The organism is Raoultibacter timonensis (assembly GCF_022845715.1).
GTDB classification, from domain to species: domain Bacteria; phylum Actinomycetota; class Coriobacteriia; order Coriobacteriales; family Eggerthellaceae; genus Raoultibacter; species Raoultibacter timonensis.
In genome coordinates this window covers 2604606-2623305 of record NZ_AP025564.1, presented here as the reverse complement: position 1 = coordinate 2623305, position 18700 = coordinate 2604606, and the positions used below count along the sequence as shown (strand labels likewise).

13 protein-coding genes are annotated in these 18700 nt (G+C 56.6%); 10 read left to right on the top strand and 3 right to left on the bottom strand.

Features of this window, described 5'->3' with window-relative positions; genetic code table 11:
* Positions 1-283 precede the first annotated feature (283 nt).
* On the top strand, positions 284-1555 hold the full coding sequence (locus tag MWL89_RS10820) for an MFS transporter (protein ID WP_102377687.1): 1272 nt from the start codon (positions 284-286) through the stop codon (positions 1553-1555).
* Between the two features lie 166 nt (positions 1556-1721).
* On the top strand, positions 1722-2975 hold the full coding sequence (locus MWL89_RS10815; protein WP_102377688.1) for a Bcr/CflA family efflux MFS transporter: 1254 nt from the start codon (positions 1722-1724) through the stop codon (positions 2973-2975).
* A 33-nt stretch (positions 2976-3008) separates the two neighbouring features.
* Here the strand turns inward: MWL89_RS10815 and MWL89_RS10810 are convergent, their stop codons facing one another.
* The 3 genes from MWL89_RS10810 to MWL89_RS10800 form a co-directional block, all read right to left on the bottom strand.
* Positions 3009-4754, bottom strand: a complete 1746-nt coding sequence (locus MWL89_RS10810) for a PucR family transcriptional regulator (protein WP_244386006.1) — start codon at positions 4752-4754, stop codon at positions 3009-3011.
* Between the two features lie 232 nt (positions 4755-4986).
* The gene (locus MWL89_RS10805; RefSeq protein WP_102377690.1) at positions 4987-5349 is read right to left on the bottom strand and encodes a 4Fe-4S dicluster domain-containing protein; all 363 of its coding nucleotides are present in this window, start codon (positions 5347-5349) and stop codon (positions 4987-4989) included.
* Positions 5324-7705: a molybdopterin-dependent oxidoreductase gene (locus MWL89_RS10800; RefSeq protein ID WP_102377691.1), complete on the bottom strand. Its 2382-nt coding sequence runs from the start codon at positions 7703-7705 to the stop codon at positions 5324-5326. Before MWL89_RS10800 ends, MWL89_RS10805 begins: the two co-directional genes overlap by 26 nt.
* A 727-nt stretch (positions 7706-8432) precedes the next feature.
* Between MWL89_RS10800 and MWL89_RS10795 the strand changes: the two genes are divergently transcribed.
* The 8 genes from MWL89_RS10795 to MWL89_RS10760 all read left to right on the top strand — a co-directional run bounded on the left by MWL89_RS10795 (position 8433) and on the right by MWL89_RS10760 (position 18568).
* Positions 8433-9659, top strand: coding sequence for an MFS transporter (locus MWL89_RS10795; RefSeq protein ID WP_244386005.1), 1227 nt, complete (start codon positions 8433-8435; stop codon positions 9657-9659).
* A 62-nt stretch (positions 9660-9721) separates the two neighbouring features.
* Positions 9722-10945, top strand: coding sequence for an MFS transporter (locus MWL89_RS10790; RefSeq protein WP_244386004.1), 1224 nt, complete (start codon positions 9722-9724; stop codon positions 10943-10945).
* A gap of 96 nt (positions 10946-11041) precedes the next feature.
* Complete coding sequence (locus MWL89_RS10785; protein WP_244386003.1) at positions 11042-13345, top strand: molybdopterin-dependent oxidoreductase; 2304 nt, start codon at positions 11042-11044, stop codon at positions 13343-13345.
* Positions 13338-13673 carry a 4Fe-4S dicluster domain-containing protein gene (locus MWL89_RS10780; RefSeq protein WP_102377696.1) on the top strand — a complete coding sequence of 112 codons (336 nt, stop codon included), beginning with the start codon at positions 13338-13340 and terminating at the stop codon, positions 13671-13673. Before MWL89_RS10785 ends, MWL89_RS10780 begins: the two co-directional genes overlap by 8 nt.
* A gap of 91 nt (positions 13674-13764) precedes the next feature.
* Entirely contained in the window at positions 13765-13974 is a 210-nt protein-coding gene (locus tag MWL89_RS10775) for a hypothetical protein (protein WP_102377697.1), read from the top strand.
* Positions 13975-14153: 179 nt separating this feature from the next.
* Complete coding sequence (locus MWL89_RS10770; protein WP_244386002.1) at positions 14154-16469, top strand: molybdopterin-dependent oxidoreductase; 2316 nt, start codon at positions 14154-14156, stop codon at positions 16467-16469.
* A gap of 2 nt (positions 16470-16471) precedes the next feature.
* A complete protein-coding gene (locus MWL89_RS10765; RefSeq protein WP_244386001.1) occupies positions 16472-16804 on the top strand; it encodes a 4Fe-4S dicluster domain-containing protein in 333 nt (110 codons plus the stop codon).
* 201 nt (positions 16805-17005) lie between these two features.
* A complete protein-coding gene (locus MWL89_RS10760) occupies positions 17006-18568 on the top strand; it encodes a response regulator transcription factor (RefSeq protein ID WP_244386000.1) in 1563 nt (520 codons plus the stop codon).
* The last annotated feature ends 132 nt before the right edge of the window (positions 18569-18700 follow it).

Here is an 18700-nt window from a genome sequence, read left to right as displayed (position 1 = left end):
CTGTGTTTTCTGATTGGCAAAGCCAATTTTCAAAAGTATAGGAAACGGCTGAATTTGCCTTCTATGGAGATTGCTCCAAAAAAAGAACGGAGGTTTAGGGGCAATCTCCATAGAAGCCGCATGAGCGCGCTCCATACAATAAACGCGCTGGGCCAACGGCGCGTTTGCCGGGGGTTTTGCTAGGGTCTGCGCTGGCAAGAGCCTGCAAGCGCCCTCGAGGGGAAGGCTCGCCGCGAGCCGATTGCGAAGGAAATTTCGAAGAATTTCGAAGACAGGGGGTTCTATGCAAGAGGAAAAGCTCTATCCGTGGCGCTGGGCAATCTTGATAGGGATGACGATCCTGCTCATCGGCTTGCAGTTCGCGTTCATTCTGCCGGGTGGCGCGGCTGTTATGGTCATGCAGCAGTACCAGTGCGAGCCGATGATGTTCTCTATGATCATGTCCATTCCGTATTTTTCCGGCGTGCTGTTCTGCGTCGCCGGTGGTGTGCTGGCCGACCGCGTCGGCTTGAACAAGGTATTCCTTGTGGCGTTCGCCATCGCGGCCTTGGGCGCGTTGGCGCGTTGCTTCACCACTGAGTACTGGCCGCTGTTCATTTCCAGCTTTTTTATGGGTACGGGCGTCGCTGCGCTGAACGCCAATTCGGCGAAGCTTTTGCGCACGTGGTTTCCCGGCACGGCGAATTCGTTCGCCATGGGCGTGTACACCGCTGGCATGTCGGCTGGTGCCGCCTTGGCCATCTGGGTAGGCTCGCACTTGGAGAGCGTTCAAGAAGGCTGGTGGTTGAGCTTCGGACTCATCGTGTTCGGGCTCGTTGCTTGGTTTGCGGTGTATCGCAAGCATCCCGACGGGGAAGTGCGGTCCAGCGAGCCGGTGGGTCAGTACATGCGCGAGGTTGTCAAAGACAAGTACGTGTGGGCCATCGCCATCACGGCGTTTCTCGTGTTCGGCATGACCAACGTAAACGGCTCCTACATGGTGGCCGCTGTGACGACGCTTATGGGCGATCCGTCTCTGACGGGCATTGCGGGCGATATGTCCACTCTCAACACGGTTATTGCGTGCGTCGCCTCCATGGCGCTGCCGGTGGTCTTCGCTAAGCTGTTCAAAAACATGCGCGTACCGTTCATCATCTGCCTGGTGGGTACCGCCATCTGCTTCGCCATCGTGTTCTTCCTTCCGTACGGCTCGGCTACATGGATCATCTTCTGCGTGCAACCGCTGCTTATGGCATGCGTCATGCCGTTCACGAAGATGCTGCCGACGCTTCTGCCTTCGGTCAAGCCCGAGCATTACGGCGTTGTGGGCGGCATTCAGGCGACGTTCCAGAACTTCGGCATGTTCCTGCTTGCCTCCTACGTTATTTCGCCCATTGCCATCGCGGCGACGGGTGCGGTCGACGGCGTGGTGTACTACCAGGGAATCTACGTGGCCACCGCTGTGTTGTGCGTGGTCGCAGTGCTCTCGCTGTTCCTGTTCCCGAATGTGCGCTCCAGCGTTGCCGGCAAGATTGCTGATGACCGAGCTGCTGTCGAAGGCGAACAAGAGCAATAGCGCACGGTTTGCCGGCGGGCGCTCGCCGTCTGCGGGCGGCGTCGCAGCAAAAACGTTTTACATGGGTTGACGTGTTGCATGCCAGCCGCAGGGAGCCTCCGTACGCGGAGGCTCCCTGCGAGCTGAGGGAGAAAAGAACACTACGGGTACGGGAGGAAGGCTGAACATGGCACTGCCACACGTGGGAGAATGGCTCGTTGCCCCGCAACGGCGCTTGCGCATCGGCGGGCTCATGGCGCTTCTGGCTGTGTCGTCGTTCATGACGCCGCTTTCGCTTGACATGTACACGCCGGCTGTGCCCTACATGGCGGGTTACTTTTCCACTACGCCCGATATGGTGAACCTCACGCTTTCGGGATTCTTCGTCTGCTTCACGCTGGGTATGCTCGTGTTCGGGCCGATAAGCGATCGTTTCGGACGTAGGCCCGCGTTCGTCGCAAGCTATGCGCTCTATGTCGTCGGAAGTCTGCTATGTGCGCTTTCTCCCACTGTGGAGGTGTTCGTGTTCGCCCGTGTGCTGCAAGGGCTGGGAGCAGGGGGTGCGTCCTCAGTGAGCATGGCTGTGGTGAAAGACGCGTTCGACGCCGCCCATCGCGGCACCGTATTGGGTATCATGCAGGTGCTCTTTGTCATTGGCCCCGTGGTGGCGCCGCTGCTGGGCGCGGTCATTATCAGCTCGCTCGGTTGGCGTGCGTCATTCTGGGCGCTTACCGTTGTGGGTGTTGCGGCGTTTGCGGCCTCGCTTGCGTTCGAGGAGACCATTTCCGACGAGGGAAGGGTGCGCGGCGGTGCGGGTGTGGTCTTGGGCCGCTTGGCGGCAGTAGCGCGCAACAAGGGTTTCATGGTGTTCCTCGTTGCTGTGAGTTGTCTTGAAATGAGTTTCATGGCCTACATCGCCGTGGCATCGTATGTGTACATGGGTATCTATGGTTTAGGCGAGATGAGCTACAGCCTGTGCTTTTCCGCTGCGGCGCTTGTAGGCGTGGCGGGGCCGGCGCTCTATGCGGCCATTTCAAAGCGCACGGGCGTGAAGCTGTTCACTACGGGCGCCCTCGTGCTGGGTTTTGTGGGAGGCGTGCTGCTGGCCACGGTAGGCCGCTGTGGGTTTCTGGCGTTCTGCCTGGTGAGCATGGTGGTGCCTATCATGCAGGCGTGTGTGCGGCCGTATTCCACCAACATTCTGCTTGAACAGCAGAAAAGCGACACAGGTTCTGCGTCTGCTCTCATCAGCTTCATTCGCGGCGTCATAGGCTCTATGGGCATGCTCATGCCGCTCTTGCCGTGGCCCGACTACATCACGGCTTTGAGCGTCACCACTATGGTCGCCCTTGCGGTGGGCATCGTGCTGTGGGTGCTCCTGATGCGCTCGTGCATTCCGCTGGCCACCGTGAAGGGTGACCAGCCCGCGAAACCGTGGTAGGAATCCATTCCCAAATACCTTTCGCCGCCGCGCTTACGCCTTGTTTCCGCCTGCGTCGTCTTGGACATCGATGAATATCTTCTCGATGGACTCGTGGCTCATGGTCAGGAAGAACACCTTGAAATCGAGCATCATGCGGTCGCGCGCCGTGCGCCAGGAGAGGTCGAAGTCAAAGCGCTTCTGCAGCTTCTCAATGTGGTACAGCACAGTGTTGCGATGCATGTACAGCCGCTGTGCCACCGCCGTGGCGTTTCGCCCGTAATACAGGTAGAACCAGAACAAAGCCAGGTAGTTCGTATCGTTTTGTTGGTCTTCCTCGTAGATTTTCTCCAGAATGGTGTGCTGGAAGCAGAAGCTCATAAAGCGTGCGTCTTTGTCGCTTGGGTCGACGAGAAAATAGAGCAGGGCGTCACCGAACAGATAGACACCCTTGCTCGCTTCATGCTCCGAGGCGAACTGCTCGCTGCTGATGGTGTTTTTGAGCCCCAGCGCAATTTTCGCCTGGCGGTAAGCCAGATCAAGGTTGGTGATACCGGTGAACACCTCTGAGACGCCGCTTATGATGCCCAGTGGCTGGTAGATGCGTTTGCTCAGGTCTTCTATGGTTTTGATGTGGGAGAGCATGCTGTCGCTCGGCGGCGTGTGGCACAGCACGAGCGTGGCGTTCTGGTAGGGGAAGCAAAACACGTCACCTTTGTTGATGCCGATTGCCGCGCGTATCGCCCGCGCGGCGTGGTCGGGTTCTGTTTCCCCGTCCACTTCCATGACGATGAGTTTGAACTCCGTGTCATCGGCGAGGTGGGCGAGGTCCATCTGCGAGCGTACGTATTCGTCGGTCACCTCTGCGTGTTCGAGCATCTTAGAGAAGAAGAAATAATGCGGGACGTTCAGCTTCACCTGCGTGCGCCACAGCATTTCGCACAGAGGCATGATGTGCCGGGCCAATATGCCGAACAGGTCTTTAAGCCCTTCGGTCAACGGTGTGGCGTTGCACGACATGGACAGGGATCCAAAGTAGGTGTGGTTCAGATACAAGGGGCGCGACAGGCGCGCGTAGGGCGTCAGGTCGGACGGGGGTTTGATGTAATAATCTTTTTCGGAAAGGCGATGTCGCTTCTCTTCGATCATTTGCGGCGTCAGACAACCTGTTTCGATGATTAGGCGGTGCAGGTTATCGGGCGGTTCGATGTTGGAAGTTCGGGCGATAACGTTAAAGCTATTATCGGAAACGAACATGAAGTTCTTGATCACCGTGGTGCTTGCATCGAGCATTTCGGTGAGCGTTCCACGGCAGGCGACTATGCGATCAAGCTCGTTTTGCCAGATGAGCAACTGGGTGAAATACGACTGCAGCTTGAAGATGAAATAGGCGAACCGACTTTGCTGCCGGATAACTATCATGCGGTCGCGATAGGGTTTCGAGGAAAAACCTTTTTCAGCTCGGCAGTCCTCGGGGGGGGGTGCTTCAGTGCCCTGCTCCTTTTTTCCGGCAAGGACGAGTACGAATGCGGTGGGCTTTTCCCGAAGCAGTGCCTCGGCCTCGTCTTCGCCGCACACGAACAGCAGGTGGGCATCTGCAATGTTCGAGGGTGCCGCGCAATCGACGTTTTCGCGAGAAACCGCGGCAAACCATCGAAAGCTTTTTCGGGGTAGGGGGGCCGGCTTATAGAGGATATCCGATTGTGTAAGTAGATCGAGCAGCATATTCATGGTGACCGATGGAAGGTTGGCCCCCGTCGCTGGAGAAAAGTCGATATCTTGTGTGGACGAATCTGTCACAGGACCCCCGCTCTGTGTTGCAAGATATGGCGCGATGCCTCGAATTGCAGGCAGTAAGTATACCATGTGCTGATGGGGGTTTATCGATGAGGATTTAGCCTGTTCGCTCTCGAGCCGATAGAGCCCGTTAAAGCAAGGGGGCGATCGCGCTGCGATCGCCCCCTTGCGTACGTCTTGAGGAAAACGCAAGCCTTTGTCCGGTATGCTCAGCAGCTGAGCATACCGGACGATTTTAGTCCTTTTCCCCTGGAGCAAACAGTACGCACTTCTTGATGTAGGTCATCTTCTTCGCGAGCTCTTCAACGTCGCCGTATTCCATGACTTTCGCTTGGCAGTTGTGCACGCAGGCGGGTAGCTTGCCCATGCTTGTACGGTCGGCGCATAGGTCGCACAGGTCGGTTGGTACGGGGATGAAGAAGTAGTCCCAACGCCCATCGGGCTTCTTTGCCGGGCCGTATTCCATTACCTTGATGCCGAACTCGCCTTTGTCGAGTCCGCGCTCCTTTTTGCAGGCTACTTCGCAGGCATGGCAGCCGGTGCAGAAATCGTACTGTACGATGAGGCCCTGATTAGAATTCGAGATGGTTGCGCTCATAGCTCCAGCCCCCTTTCTCTGTTACTTGTTCGGTAGGAAGAACTTCGCTGTTGGATTCGGTGCATTTGTATATCTTGCATAGGAGGCCGTTGTAGGGCGCCCCGTATCCCGATTGCCCGATGTTGCTTTGCGTGGTCAGATTGTTGATGTTCGAGTCGAATACGCCGAACAGACGCTCGCGGTCGCCTTCGGGGAACCACCAGCCATGCTCGCTCATGACGTAGCGCGGGTTGAGGCCCGGAGTGATTTTCGCCCGCTGACGACACCTGCCGCGATGGTTCTCGATCCATACCCAGTCGCCGTCTTGAACTTCTTGCTCCTCGGCCAGTTCAGGCGAGATTTCAACGATGGGGTCAGGATGGAATTCACGCATGGTTTCGAGGTTGCGATGCTCGGAATGGAAGAACTCCCACGAGCGGCGTCCGGTCATAAGGATGAGCGGGTACTCTTCGGCCAGATCGGGTGTGGATACCGGGCTTTCGCGCGGCTCCTCGTAATAGGGGGCGAGCGGCAGGTTGAACTGCTGGAACAGCACGGGTGTAAATTCGAAGCGACCCGTGTAGGTGTTGAAGCCGGGTTGGCCATCGTAGCGCACTTCGCCGGTTTCGTATTTCTTGTAATGCCAATCGGGCCATACGATAACCTTCTTTGTAAGTTCGTCGAAGGTGAGATCGGTGTTCGATTCGGAGAGGATCTGGTTCATCCAGTCGATGTCGTTGCTGGGTATGGGGCTATCGGGATTCAGGCGGTTGCAGAGCTCGGCAACCAGCTCCTCGTCGGTTTTGCATTCGTAGTAGCGATCGGACGCTTTGCGGATGACTCGCAGGGGCCACCACCATGCGCGCAGCGAGTTGCGCTCCGGACCCATGGCGATAGGCAGAACGAGTTCGCAGTATGCCATGGCCGAAGGCGTAAGCACGTAGTTGATGTCGACGTTGAACTCGGAATGATTCACCATGGCGTCGTAGATACGAGGAGCCTCGGTTGCCATGTTACTGATGGGATTGGTGGAGTAAAGTACGAACATTTTCAAGGGGAAGTCTTTTCCGACGTCGTTGAGCTTGCCATCGGATTCGAGCGTCTCCAAAACCACATCTTCTTGCGCCATATTGCCGACATCGCCTTGCGCGTGCATGGGATAGCGGTTGTTCCCGAGGATCATCTTGCGTTGGTCTTCGGGAACGAAGCGCCAGTTGCTTCCCGTGGAAAGCGCAAGATTGAAGGCGTGATCGACCATGAGCAGATTGCCGCCGGGCACATCGATGTTGCCCGTCATGCCGACGATCCCCATAATGGCTTGACCGGCGGGAGTAGCGGAAACCTGTTGGTCGAGTTTGAGCCCCCATTGCAGAGAACATGGCTTGGCGGACCCGATGAACCGTGCGGCAGCGCGAATGTCTTCGGCGTCGAGGCAGCAGATTTCAGCTGCCTGCTCAACGCTCATGGTACGGCATCCCTCGATGAAGGTTTCGTAGCCGTAGCTCCAGCAATCGATGAACTCGTGGTCTATCAAATCTTCCTCATCGATGACGTTTGCAATAGCCATGGCTAAAGCGGCGTCGGTTGCGGGGCGCAGGGGCAGCCAGTACTTGGCTTTTGCTGCCAGCCACGTAAGGCGCGGATCTACGACAACAAGCTCGCTGCCGCGTTTCATGGCCTCGACGATCCAATGGCCCAAAAAGCCGTCGGGGTTCGATACGAGTGGGCTGTTGCCCCAAATGAGGATGCATTCGGGGAGTACGTAGTCGGGAGAATCGAAGCGCTCGGGCAGGGCTTGCGACATGTCGGATATGATAAAGCACCCAGCCATGAGGGCCATAACCGAAGCGCGCGGTCCATAGCAGGAGCTGCCCGAAAGGAATCCTCCCGTGTCGGATGGGCTGTTGAAGCCGACGTAGCACAGAGCGGTGGAGTGGAAGAACGTGGTATTGCGTCCGGTTCCCTGCTGCACGACGATCGATCCGCTTCCGTACGTTTCCTGGAAATACCGAACCTTTTCCTCGATGAGATCGAATGCCTCGTCCCAGCTGATGCGCTCCCACTTGTCTTTCCCGCGGTCTTCGTAGGCGCGCTTCATGGGATACTTCAGGCGGTCTTCTGCATACATGGCCTCAACGATATCGAGGCATCGCATGCACAGGGCTCCGCGGCTGTACCCGTTGGCGGGGTCGCCTTCGATCTTCTCGAGCTTGCCCTCTTTGTTTACGTAGGCCAATATGCCGCAGCCGTCATGGCATCCCGGCGCCGTCCACTGCGTAGTGCGGTAGACGGTATAGTCGCCCTCTTGCCAATGGTCGAGATCGCTGCGGTAGATGTCGGGGTTGTATTGGTTCCCCTCCAAATACTTCTTAGTCATCGTCTCACTTCCTTCTCCTCTTGTTCGTCGCTTAGCTATGCAAGCCCCAAACGCATGCTCTGAGACGCGTTTGGAAGCCGTCTGCCTATTTGCTGCCAGGAGCCTTAGGGGCTTGGGGGCTTCCTGGGGCCTTCGGGGCTCCTGGGGCTCCGGGAGCGCTGGGGGTGCCGGGTGCGCCCGGAGCGCCAACGTTCGGGACGGGCATTGCGCTTGCCGGGAGTTCTGCCCCGCATTCGGGGCATACTGTTTCATTGGGCTGGCATGTTGCTCCGCATGCGGGGCATGTCTTGTCGGCGGATATCGCGGCAGGTCTGAAGCACATGGCATTCTCCTTTCGGTAGGCATGGATTACGTGCGAGATAACCGGATTCGGTTTCTGGCTGCATCGTATCAACGGCGCTTGATGCTGTCCCTCGTCCGGTGGTTTGCACGTTCGAAAGGAGCCTCATACCAATGGTATGAAATGGACTTGGGGGCGGAATGCATACTCCCCGATAATGGTTCGGGTTCTGAGATTTTGAGAAGGTAGGGTGCAGCGGCGAGGCTGGAATGCGGACAATCCTCAAACTGGATTAAACGGTACTTTGAACAGGTGAAACTCCGAGTTTTTAGCGCATTTCGCTTTGGGATGGGCAGCTGCTCTGCAGATGCGGGGGCGAAGCGGATGCGAGTGGTTTCGCATTCGATTGATCTGAACTGATGGTGGAAATCGTACAAGGGGGTATCGATGGACTACGCTCGCAAGCAAGATGAATCACAGTGGGGCAAAGGCCGGAAATCGAAAGTGGGTGCCAAGCTCTCGCTGCTGCTCAGCGGCGATGACGGAATGGTGCAAACGGCCCTCATATCTCCCTTGTTGGCAAGTATTGCGGTGGCGTATCCCGATGCGACCGAGCTTATGCTCGATCAGGCGATGTCGGTGACGGCGATGACCATGTTGCCCGCCATGCTGTGCTCGAGCGTTCTTGCCCGCTACTTCAATAAAAAGAAGCTCATCATGTTCGGCACGTTGCTGTTCATGCTCGCCGGCCTCTCGGCGATGTTTGCGCCGAACATGGGTGTCTTGGTGCTAACCCGAGCGATTCTCGGTATAGGGGCGGGCATCGCATTCCCGCTTGTGCCGTCATCGATTGCATACCTATTCAGCGAGCACGAGAAGAACCAGATGCTCGGCTGGATGAACGCCTGCGGGTCGCTCCTGTCGTTTACTTTGAGTATGGCGGCTGGTTGGGTGGCGCTTGTCAACTGGAAGCTCGCCTTCCTGTTCTATCTGATCTTTGCCCCCATCTTGGTGCTTCAGGCGATCTATCTGCCCAACTTCAAGCCCGAAAAGAAGGAGGCGGCCGACAAGGGTCTCAGCAAGGAGCCTCTGAATTGGAAAATGTGGTTTGTCGGCATAAGCATGCTTCTTTTCATGGTGCTTGCGATGGTGGCCACCTTCAAGCTGTCCTTGTTCGTTGAGCTCAACGGCCTTGGAACCTCTGCCGACAGCGGAACGGGTGTGTCGTGCATGACCTGCGCCTCGTTTCTTATCAGCCTCTTTTTCGCGGCGTATCTCGAAAAACTGAAGCGGTTTGCGCCGGTTGTCTCCTTTTGCTTCGCGGGTGCTGCGTTCATTACGCTTTCGGTGGCCGAGAGCATACCGGCCGTATTCGCCGGCATGGTTTTGCTGGGATTCTGCATGGGCACCATCAATCCGTATTTCATGTCGGCGATGTCGATCGTTGCCCCCGACACGCGAAAAACGCTTGGGATGACCATGATGTGCATCTTCCAGCTCGGGGGGCAGATCTTTACCCCGTACTACATGATGCTGGTCGGTGCTTTGGGTTTTTCATCCGAGCGCGCCTTATTCGGCTTTACGGCAGGGATATTCATTGTTGCAGCCGTTGCCGTGGCCCTATTCGCTCTTCTCAAGACGGTGCAAGAAAGGAGGAAATCGACAACAGAGTAGCTGGTACGCGTAATGCGACCTGATGTCGCAAAAAATGATTGCAAACAGCTAAGGAGGGTTATATGTCAAGTATAGTTAAGGCCCTGAACATGAAAGAGGCCTGGGGTGTCTACGCTCTCTATATCATGGTTGCGGGTGCTGGTGCGGTTACACCCGCTCTGGCAGCGTTCGGTGCGGCGTTTCCCGATGCCGATCCGGTCACGATCAGCTTGATTCAGAGCTTACCGTCTCTTACGACCATCATCGGCACGTTGTTCATCGGTGCCGTGGCGGGCAAAAAGATCCCCTTCAAGGTTGCCGGCATTGCCGCGCTGTTGGTTTACCTTGTTTTCGGTTGTCTTCCTGCAATATGGAACGACTCGCTTACTTCGATTCTCATCGCCCGAGCTCTCGTGGGCTTCGGCATGGGTATGGTGTCTCCTCTCGGCGCAGCCGTTTTCCTTCGTATCGTCAACAACAAGGAAGAGCGCTCGAAGTACCTCGGCCGCGGTGGGGCCATGCAGCAGGCTGGCTGCGTCGTCCTGACGTTGCTCGGCGGATTCTTGTGCGCTATCGATTGGCGTCTGACGTTTTGGGCCTACGGCCTCGCGCTCGTCGCTCTTCTTATCTTCGTCATCTGCTTCAAGGAGCCTCCGACGCTTGCCGAGGAAGCGGCTGCTGAAGGTACTACGGAAGAGAAGTCCCATATTCCCGGAACGGCTTGGTTCTTCATCATCGTCTTCCTGCTTGCTCAGGTGGTCTGCAGTCCGACTATGATGAACTTCTCTACCTTGATGGCGACGAACGTACCCGGGGAAGATCCGACAACCGTTGCCGGTATAGCGGGCACATTGCTCTCGGTGTTCGTGCTAGCCGGTGTCGTGTCCTCGGTTCTCATGGATAAGCTCGTGCGCCTTTTCGGAAGGTATACCGGTGCGGCGGCTCTGGTCATCACGCTTATCGGCAACGTGATCATCGCGAATGCGAATTCGGTTGCCCTGTTCACCATCGGCATTCTCGTATTCGGGTTCGGCTGGTGCCTGGTTATACCCGTTGTCAACCTCGAATGCGGAAACGTCACCAACAAGGCGGGTCTTGCCATGGTGGCATCGCTTGTCATGGTAGCGATGAACCTCGGTAACTTCGCCGCATCCTACTACATGGGCGCCGTCTTCTCGATCGTCGGCAACAACCCGTCGATGTGCCTGATCGTCGATTCCGTCGCATTTGCGATCCTTGCTATAGCGTGGGCGGTTTTCAACATGAGGAACAAGGCCTGGTCCAAAGGCGGGGTATCGGAGAAGTAGAGGTTTGCTTTCAGGCGCGCTCAGCGCGCCTTGCAGACGAAAGATCGGGCGGTGCCGCAAGACGCGCCGCCCGGCAAACGAGAGATGGGAGGAACAGTGGCATTCGGAACATTTACAACGCCGATAACGTGGCAAGAGGGGGAGTACACCGTAACGCGAACCAATTCCTGGTCTCCTCCGGGAGACCATCCGACCGGCGCAGGCATGCTTTTGTACGTGAAGGACGGGATTCTGGAGAAGGTCGAAGGCGATCCCGAACAGTCCATTACCAAGGGGGCCATGCCCATTCGCATGCTGTCCTTGCCGGAATACGTATACAGTCCTTACAGGATTCTGCATCCGATGAAGCGCGCGCGGGACAAGCGCGGTGATGATTCCGCGTGGGAGCAGGTATCGTGGGACGAGGCTTACGACCTTATCGTCGAGAACGTCAGGCGCTGCACCGAGCAGTACGGCTCGAACTCCATTGCGACGTTCGTGGGTACCGGTCGCGAGGCAGGGAACTGGGGTCCCACCATGTCATGCCGAGTTTTCAACAGCCCCAATATCGTGTACATGCAGTCAGGCTGGTCGTGCTACGGCCCTCGTATGGCCTGCACGTCGTATGTGCTCGGAGCGCCGTATCCTGAGCTCGACTACGCCTCCCAGTACCCGACGAGCTACGATGATCCTCGCTGGCAGCGGCCTGAGGTGATTCTCATTTGGGGCAAGGAGCCCCTGAAATCGAATCCCGATGGTTTCTGGGGCCATTCGATTGTCGATATGTACGCGATGGGTACGAAATTCATTGTCGTCGATCCCCGTCTTACCTGGGAAGCGGCTCGTGCCGAAATCTGGCTGCAGGTGCGTCCCGGCACCGATGCGGCGCTCGGTATGGCATTCTGCAACGTTATTATCTCGGAAGATCTGTACGACCATGATTTCGTCGAGAAGTGGTGTTTCGGTTTCGATCAGTTTGCCGAGCGCGTGCAGACCATGAGCCCAGCTGAAGCTGCGGAAATCTGCGAAGTGCCCGAGGAGAAGATCATCGAGGCTGCGCGCATGTATGCCAAGGCGAAGCCGGCGGCGCTTCAATGGGGGCTTGCCGTCGATCAAAAGCCCAACGGCATCCAGATGGGTTTCTGCTGCTTGGCGATGATGGCCATCACGGGCAACATCGATAATCCTGGCGGCAATATCATGGGAGCGATCGATATCGGCGGTTTGGGTTCGGGTTACACGGATCTCGACCCGCAAAGCAAGATCAACGAGATGATAGGCGTCGACGAGTACCCGGCCATGGTGCGCACGCAGCAGTTCACGCACCCCGACACGGTGCTCGACGAGTTGGAAAAAGAGGATTCGATATTCCATATGGGCTTCTTTACGAGCGCGAACGCCATTGCGAATCCCTGCAACCTGCCCAAGCGATGGGAAAAGGCTCTGGATAAACTCGAGTTCAACGTGGTGATGGATATCGTTATGACGCCGACGGCCGAGGCCGTATGCGATCTGTTCTTGCCAGTCAACACCTATGCCGAGCGTGATATGTACGTAGCTACCCATTATGGTGCTTGCGGCACGTGGATCGGGGCCATCAAGAAGGCGATCACGGTAGGGGAGGCGAAGTCCGATATCACCATTATGCGCGAGTTGGGTACTCGCCTGCGTCCTGAGCTGTGGGAGAGGTACAAGACCGACATCGAGTACATCGACGATCAGAAGCTCTGTACGCTGAAGACGCCCGACGGGCGGCCGTTGACCATGCAGGATCTGTTCGACCATGGGAGCTACCATGTCGATTACGAGTACAGAAAATACGAAAAGGGACTGCTGCGCCCCGATGGTCAGCCGGGCTTCATGACGCCGACTGGGCGCATTGAGCTGTATTCTACAATGCTTGAGGCTTGGGGCGACGAGCCCTTGCCCTATTACGAGGAGCCGCCGACATCGCCGCGTTCCACGCCGGAATACGCCGAGGAATATCCGATGGTGCTATCCACCGGTGCACGTACGTGGTCGTACTTCCATTCGGAGCAGCGCCATGTACCGTTGTTGCGCGAAGTGGAGCCGTGGCCGCTTGTGGATATCAACCCCAAAGATGCCGACAGATACGGTTTGCATGACGGGGATTGGGTGTGGCTTGAAAACGACAACGGTCGCTGCAAGATGAAGCTTTCGGTGCAGCCTGGGCAGAAAGAAGGAGCTCTGGCTTCTCAGCACGGGTGGTGGTACCCCGAGCGCGACGCCTCATCGCCCTCGCTGTTCGACGTGTACGAAGTAAATGTCAACAATCTCGTGCCGTACAAGACCATCGGCAAACTGGGCTGGGGCGCGCCGTTCAAATGTCTCATGTGCAAGATATACAAGGCAGAGCCTTCCGCGGATATCGATAGAATCGAGGAGGTCTACCATGGCTAAAAAAGGACTCATGATCGACTACCTGCTGTGCACGGGTTGCCACTCTTGCGAAGTGTCATGCAAGTTGGAAAAAAACCTTCCGACCGGCGAGTTCGGTATCAAGCTCGCCGAAGATAAGCCTTGGCAGATCGACGATGACACGTGGGAGTACAAGTGGATTCCCGTTCCCACGCAACTGTGCGACCTCTGCGAGGATCGAACAGCCGAGGGTAAGGTACCGAGCTGCGTGCTCCACTGCTGCTCCCATTGCATGCATTACGGGGAAATCGAAGATCTTGCGAAGGAGATGTCCGAGCTCGATCGTAAGGCTGTGCTGTTTACGGTATAGGTCGGGTGCTCGATGCAAATGGTTTGCGAGAAGTCGCGGAAGGAACATCGAATCGGCGCGATCTCTCGCTCGATGAGAAAGGGGTTTGCTCATGACGAAGGATGAGTTTCTTGCGCTAGCGGAGGAAGAGCAGCTTTCTTGGCTGACCGAACAAACCGACGAAGGTCGGGAGGTGTCTGCCATCTGCGAAGAGATGGGCTGCACTCGGGCCGATCTTCAGGGTTTCGGCTATACCTGGGCTCTTGGCCAATGGCGCTATCTGTCTATGAAGGATCGCGCTTCGGTCGTTGCGCAGAACTAGCCTTGTTGTCCGTACGTACCCGAAGGCGACCTTATCGATCGCCTTCGGGTACTCAGCTTCGCTTGCGAAGGGAAAGGAGGGGCTTATGCATGGGGGTGTTGTGATGCTCAAGCCTCCTGTTCGCGCCGATGCGCCGTCTCTCGTCTGACGAAACTATCTGACGAGAGAGGAACGGTTCAATGGAGGACGTACGGGAAATCAAGCAAGACGGAATGGACGACTGGGTGGTGGGCAAAGACGGGTCCGCTGCAGTGGTTGCGGCGACGGGACGAGGTCTCCCTTGGCGTTGGCAAGAGGGCGATCTGACCGTTACGCGTACGGCGGCGTGGTCGGCTCCGGGTTGCCATCTGGGGTGCGGCGTGAAGGTGTATACCGATGCGAACGGGAATTTCGTCAAGCTCGAAGGAGACGAATGCAACCCGTTCAACCAGGGTAGGCTTTGCGTTCGCTGCCTATCCTTCGATCAGGTTATAACGAATGAGCAGCGTTTGACGCACCCCATGAAGCGCGCTCGCGCCGATCGCGGGAAAGACGCATGGGAAGAAATCACGTGGGATGAAGCTTATGATCTGATCTGCGATACGTTCGGCGAGATCAAGGAGAAATACGGGCCCGAATCCATCTTGTTCGCTTCGGGGACGGGTCGGGACATTGCGAACGGCATGTATCGTATGGCGTATTCGTTCGGATCTCCGAACATAGCCTACCAGCAAACGGGCGTTGCCTGTTACGGGCCGCGCATTACCGCTACTTCGATAATGATGGGCAATTACTGCGTTCCCGATTGCTCGATGTACTTCGCCGATCGCTACGACAATCCCCAATGGAAGCCGCCTGGCGTAATCTTCATATGGGGCAATAATCCGCTTGTCAGCAATGCTGACGGCAATGTCGGCCATTGGATGGTGGACTGCATGAAGCGGGGAAGCAAGATCGTTGTCGTTGATCCGCGGCTTACGTGGATCGCTTCGAAAGCCGACCTGTTCATGCGTCTTCGTCCGGGTACCGACGCTGCTTTGGCTTTGGCGATCATCAACGTCATGATCGAAGAGGATGCCTACGATCACGAGTTCGTCGAGAACTGGACGTATGGGTTCGAGGATCTTGCGCGGGTCGCGAAGGAATATACCCCCGAAAAGGCAGAGGAGATCACCTGGGTTTCGGCGGAGAAGATACGAGAGGCGGCACGCATGGCGGTTGAGTGCTCGCCTATGACCATGCAATGGGGTTTGGCGCTCGATCAGACGCGCGAGTGCATATCGGGTTCGATGGCGCTTGTTGCGCTATGGGCGCTTACGGGATGTATCGATGTGCCGGGCGGCATGGTGACCACCCATCAGCCCTTTGGGGCCGAAATATGGCAGCCTCCTGCGGCGGAGACGTTCTTAGACGAAGAGGTCGTTCAGCGTCGGATCGGCTACTACGAGTATCCGCTCTACAAATATAGCGGGTGCGTTGTCGCCCAGCCCGACATGCTCTACGATGCGTGCATAACCGGCAAGCCCTATGCCATCAAGGCGGGGTGGTGGCAAAGCACCAACCCCCTTTCCTGCTGCTCCCAGTCTCCCGAAAGCAAAGCGTACAAGGCGATCATGAACCTCGATTTCAACGTGGTTGTCGATATCTTCATGACGCCGACGGCTATGGCATGCGCCGAAGTGGTTCTGCCCGTTGCAACATGGGCGGAGAAGACGGGCATGAGAAGCATATGGTATTACATGCAGCCGATCAACGCGGCCGTTGAAGTGGCGGATAACGATGTGAGATCGGACCTTCAGATCAACCTTGATCTCGGAAAGCGGTGGGCGCCCGAAAAATGGCCATGGAATTCGGTCGAGGAATTCTTTACCGATCAGATGGGCGATTCCGGCTACGACTACGATCAGCTGCGTGAGGTCAACTGGATGTATCCGAAATTCGAGTACCATAAGTACCGAACAGGTAAGCAACGAGCTGATGGCGCGTACGGCTTCAACACGCCGACGGGCCGACTTGAGTTCAGGTCGACGCTGTGCGAGCAGTGGGGGTTCGAATCGGTGCCGAGCTATCACGAGACCGACAGGGGGCCGAGATCAACGCCGGAGCTTATGGACGAGTATCCGCTTATTCTGACGACGGGCGCGCGTAACTGGTCGTATTTTCATTCCGAAGGCCGCCAGGTCGCTCGCTTGCGAGCCCTTCGCCCCGACCCGATTATCGAGGTGAACCCCCTTGCAGCTGAAAAATACGGCGTTGCTGATGGAGATTGGGTATGGGTGGAGAACGAGTACGGAAAGATCAAGATGAAGGCTCAGGTGACGATAGCCGTACCCGAATCCGTAGTCAACGTCGACCATGCCTGGTGGTTCCCCGAGCGAAACCCCGAGACTCTATACGATACGTTTTCCTCGAACGCAAACCAGCTGGTTCCGCCCGAGTTCGGCTCGACAGGGTTCGGGGCGAATTGCAAGTCGTTGATATGCAAGATTTATAAGCTGTCGGAAGGGGAGCGATAATCATGGGGCGAAAGGGAATCCTTATCAACTACGACTTCTGTACTGGTTGCCATTCGTGCGAGGTGTCTTGTCGGGTTGAGCATGGCTACCCCGACGATCAGGGCGGTGTTATCGTGGTGCAGGTCGGTCCGTGGGAGTACGGTCCTGATCGATACCAGTATTCGTTCGTTCCCGTCATTACGGATCAATGCGATCAGTGCTTCGAACGCGTTGATGCGGGCAAAGATCCGGCATGCGTCCACCACTGTCAGGCTTTTGCGATGAAGTACGGGAGGATTGACGACTTGTCGAAGGAGGTTGACGAGGGCTCGAAATTCATCCTGTATTACCTATAAAAGCTGAGAAGTATGATAGGCTGCAAAGCCTAGATCGTTTCCCGCCGCGCTCACGCCCTCTGCGCGGGAGCGCGGCGGAACCTCGTGCTGGTTGCCTGTTCGCGAATCGAAGGCCAAACGCGACGGACCCTTGCGAGGGGCGCGGAGCTATCAAAGCGGTGCATGCATGCGGCTAAGTCGAACCAGGGGGTGGCTTCAGTGATGGAGCGAGCAACGAAGCAAGGCGTAGAACCTGCCGCTACGGGAAAGAAGAAACAGACGGGAGCCGATCTCGATGGCGGGCTCCTCCTCCTTCCTTTGTGCGATGTTGCGGGCTATTCATGTTTTGTGACATGGGCTTTCGCGGTTGGTTGGGACAAGGGGGTTTCGCCGGTCGGGCAAGGCGGCGAACTTGATTTTCTTATTCTTCGGTGTGCTTTGTTCGGGGGAGTTGCTTTGGCAACGTGTTTTCTCCTTCTTACGGGCGGTTCGGCTCTTGCCGGGATTCGGGGCAAAATCTGGGAGGCTTTAGCCCCGGCTCTCTGCATGGGATTGGCCGCAACGTTGTTTGTGCCGCTTCCCTTCGAGCTGGTTGCGGCTCTTTGGTTTTTTGCGGGTGCCGGTCAGGCGGCAACGTTCTTTCTTTGGGGGGCGAGGTTCAGGGTTCTGTCTCGCAGACAGCAGCTCTATACCGTTTGCGGAGCTTTTGGCGTCGGCGGCTTGATGCTCTCTTTGTTTCCTTTCGTGGATCAATCGGTTGTGTCTCCAACGGTTTCGTTGCTTCCGATAGCGTCGTACGTCTTGCTCTTGTTCGCCTATCGTCAATACGCTGGCAGGGAGGAAGAGACCGCGGAATGGAAAACAACCGCTCCTCTTTCGGGCGGACTGAGGAAGCTGAGGGCGCAAATACCCTTTGAGGAGGATCGTCGGTTCATTATTCTCAAAGGCCTGTTTACGCTGTTGTATTCGATTTCGCTCGGATTTGCGGCTTGCGCAGCGCTCGCCGATTGGCTCTATCCCGCAAACGGCGTAGTGATCGGCTTCGGAAACGCGATAGCGGCTCTGATCATGGTGATGGTGCTGCGCGATCGCGAACGCGCTGTATGCAATATACTGCCGAAGCTCTTTTTGCCGGTGACGAGCTTCTGCTATCTGTTTTTAGGGGTGCTTTGGCCAACGGAGTGGGTGCTCGTTTGCGCCGTTGTTCTCTTCGTCCTGTTCGGTTGCTATGAGATATTGAACGCCCATACGGCATACGCGTACTCGTCGTACGACTCCGTGCGGTGCCTGTGGGAGCTGTATGCGTCGAAAGCGGGAAACTCGGTCGGTTTCTTTTTCGGGTGGGGTTTTGCGACGGCGAGCTTGTTCGTCTTCGAGGCGGACACCACGACGCTTCTTGCACTGTGCTTCTTCATGGTGTCGCTTGCCGTCGTTGTCGATACGGCGCTATTCAAGGAGATGAAACTTGAGTTTCGAGAAGTTGTTGTCGATAACGAGCCGACTTTGGAGGTTCTCGACCCCAAGGCCATCGAATCGGTTATTCAGGGTAAGGGCAGGTGGAGCCGTACGTGCGATGAGCTCGCCGAGCAGTACAAGCTATCTCCGCGTCAAAAGGAGATTTTTCTTTTGCTGGCTCGAGGAAGGAATGTCCAATTCATTCGAGAAGAGCTTGTCTTGTCTACTCCCACGGTGAAAAGTCATATCTACAACATTTATCAAAAAATGGGCGTCCATTCCCATCAGGAGCTCATCGATCTTGTGGAGAACAAGGTGAGGGAGTCGTAGAATGCGCGTTGAAGCCGGTGTCGATGAATGAAGGAGACGAAGGATCCGATTTTTCCCTCGGTGCCGAGAGACTCGTTTTTCGGGACCTTCAACCTGAGGAGCCTCGGCATGGCGATGGCCATCGCGTGGTTC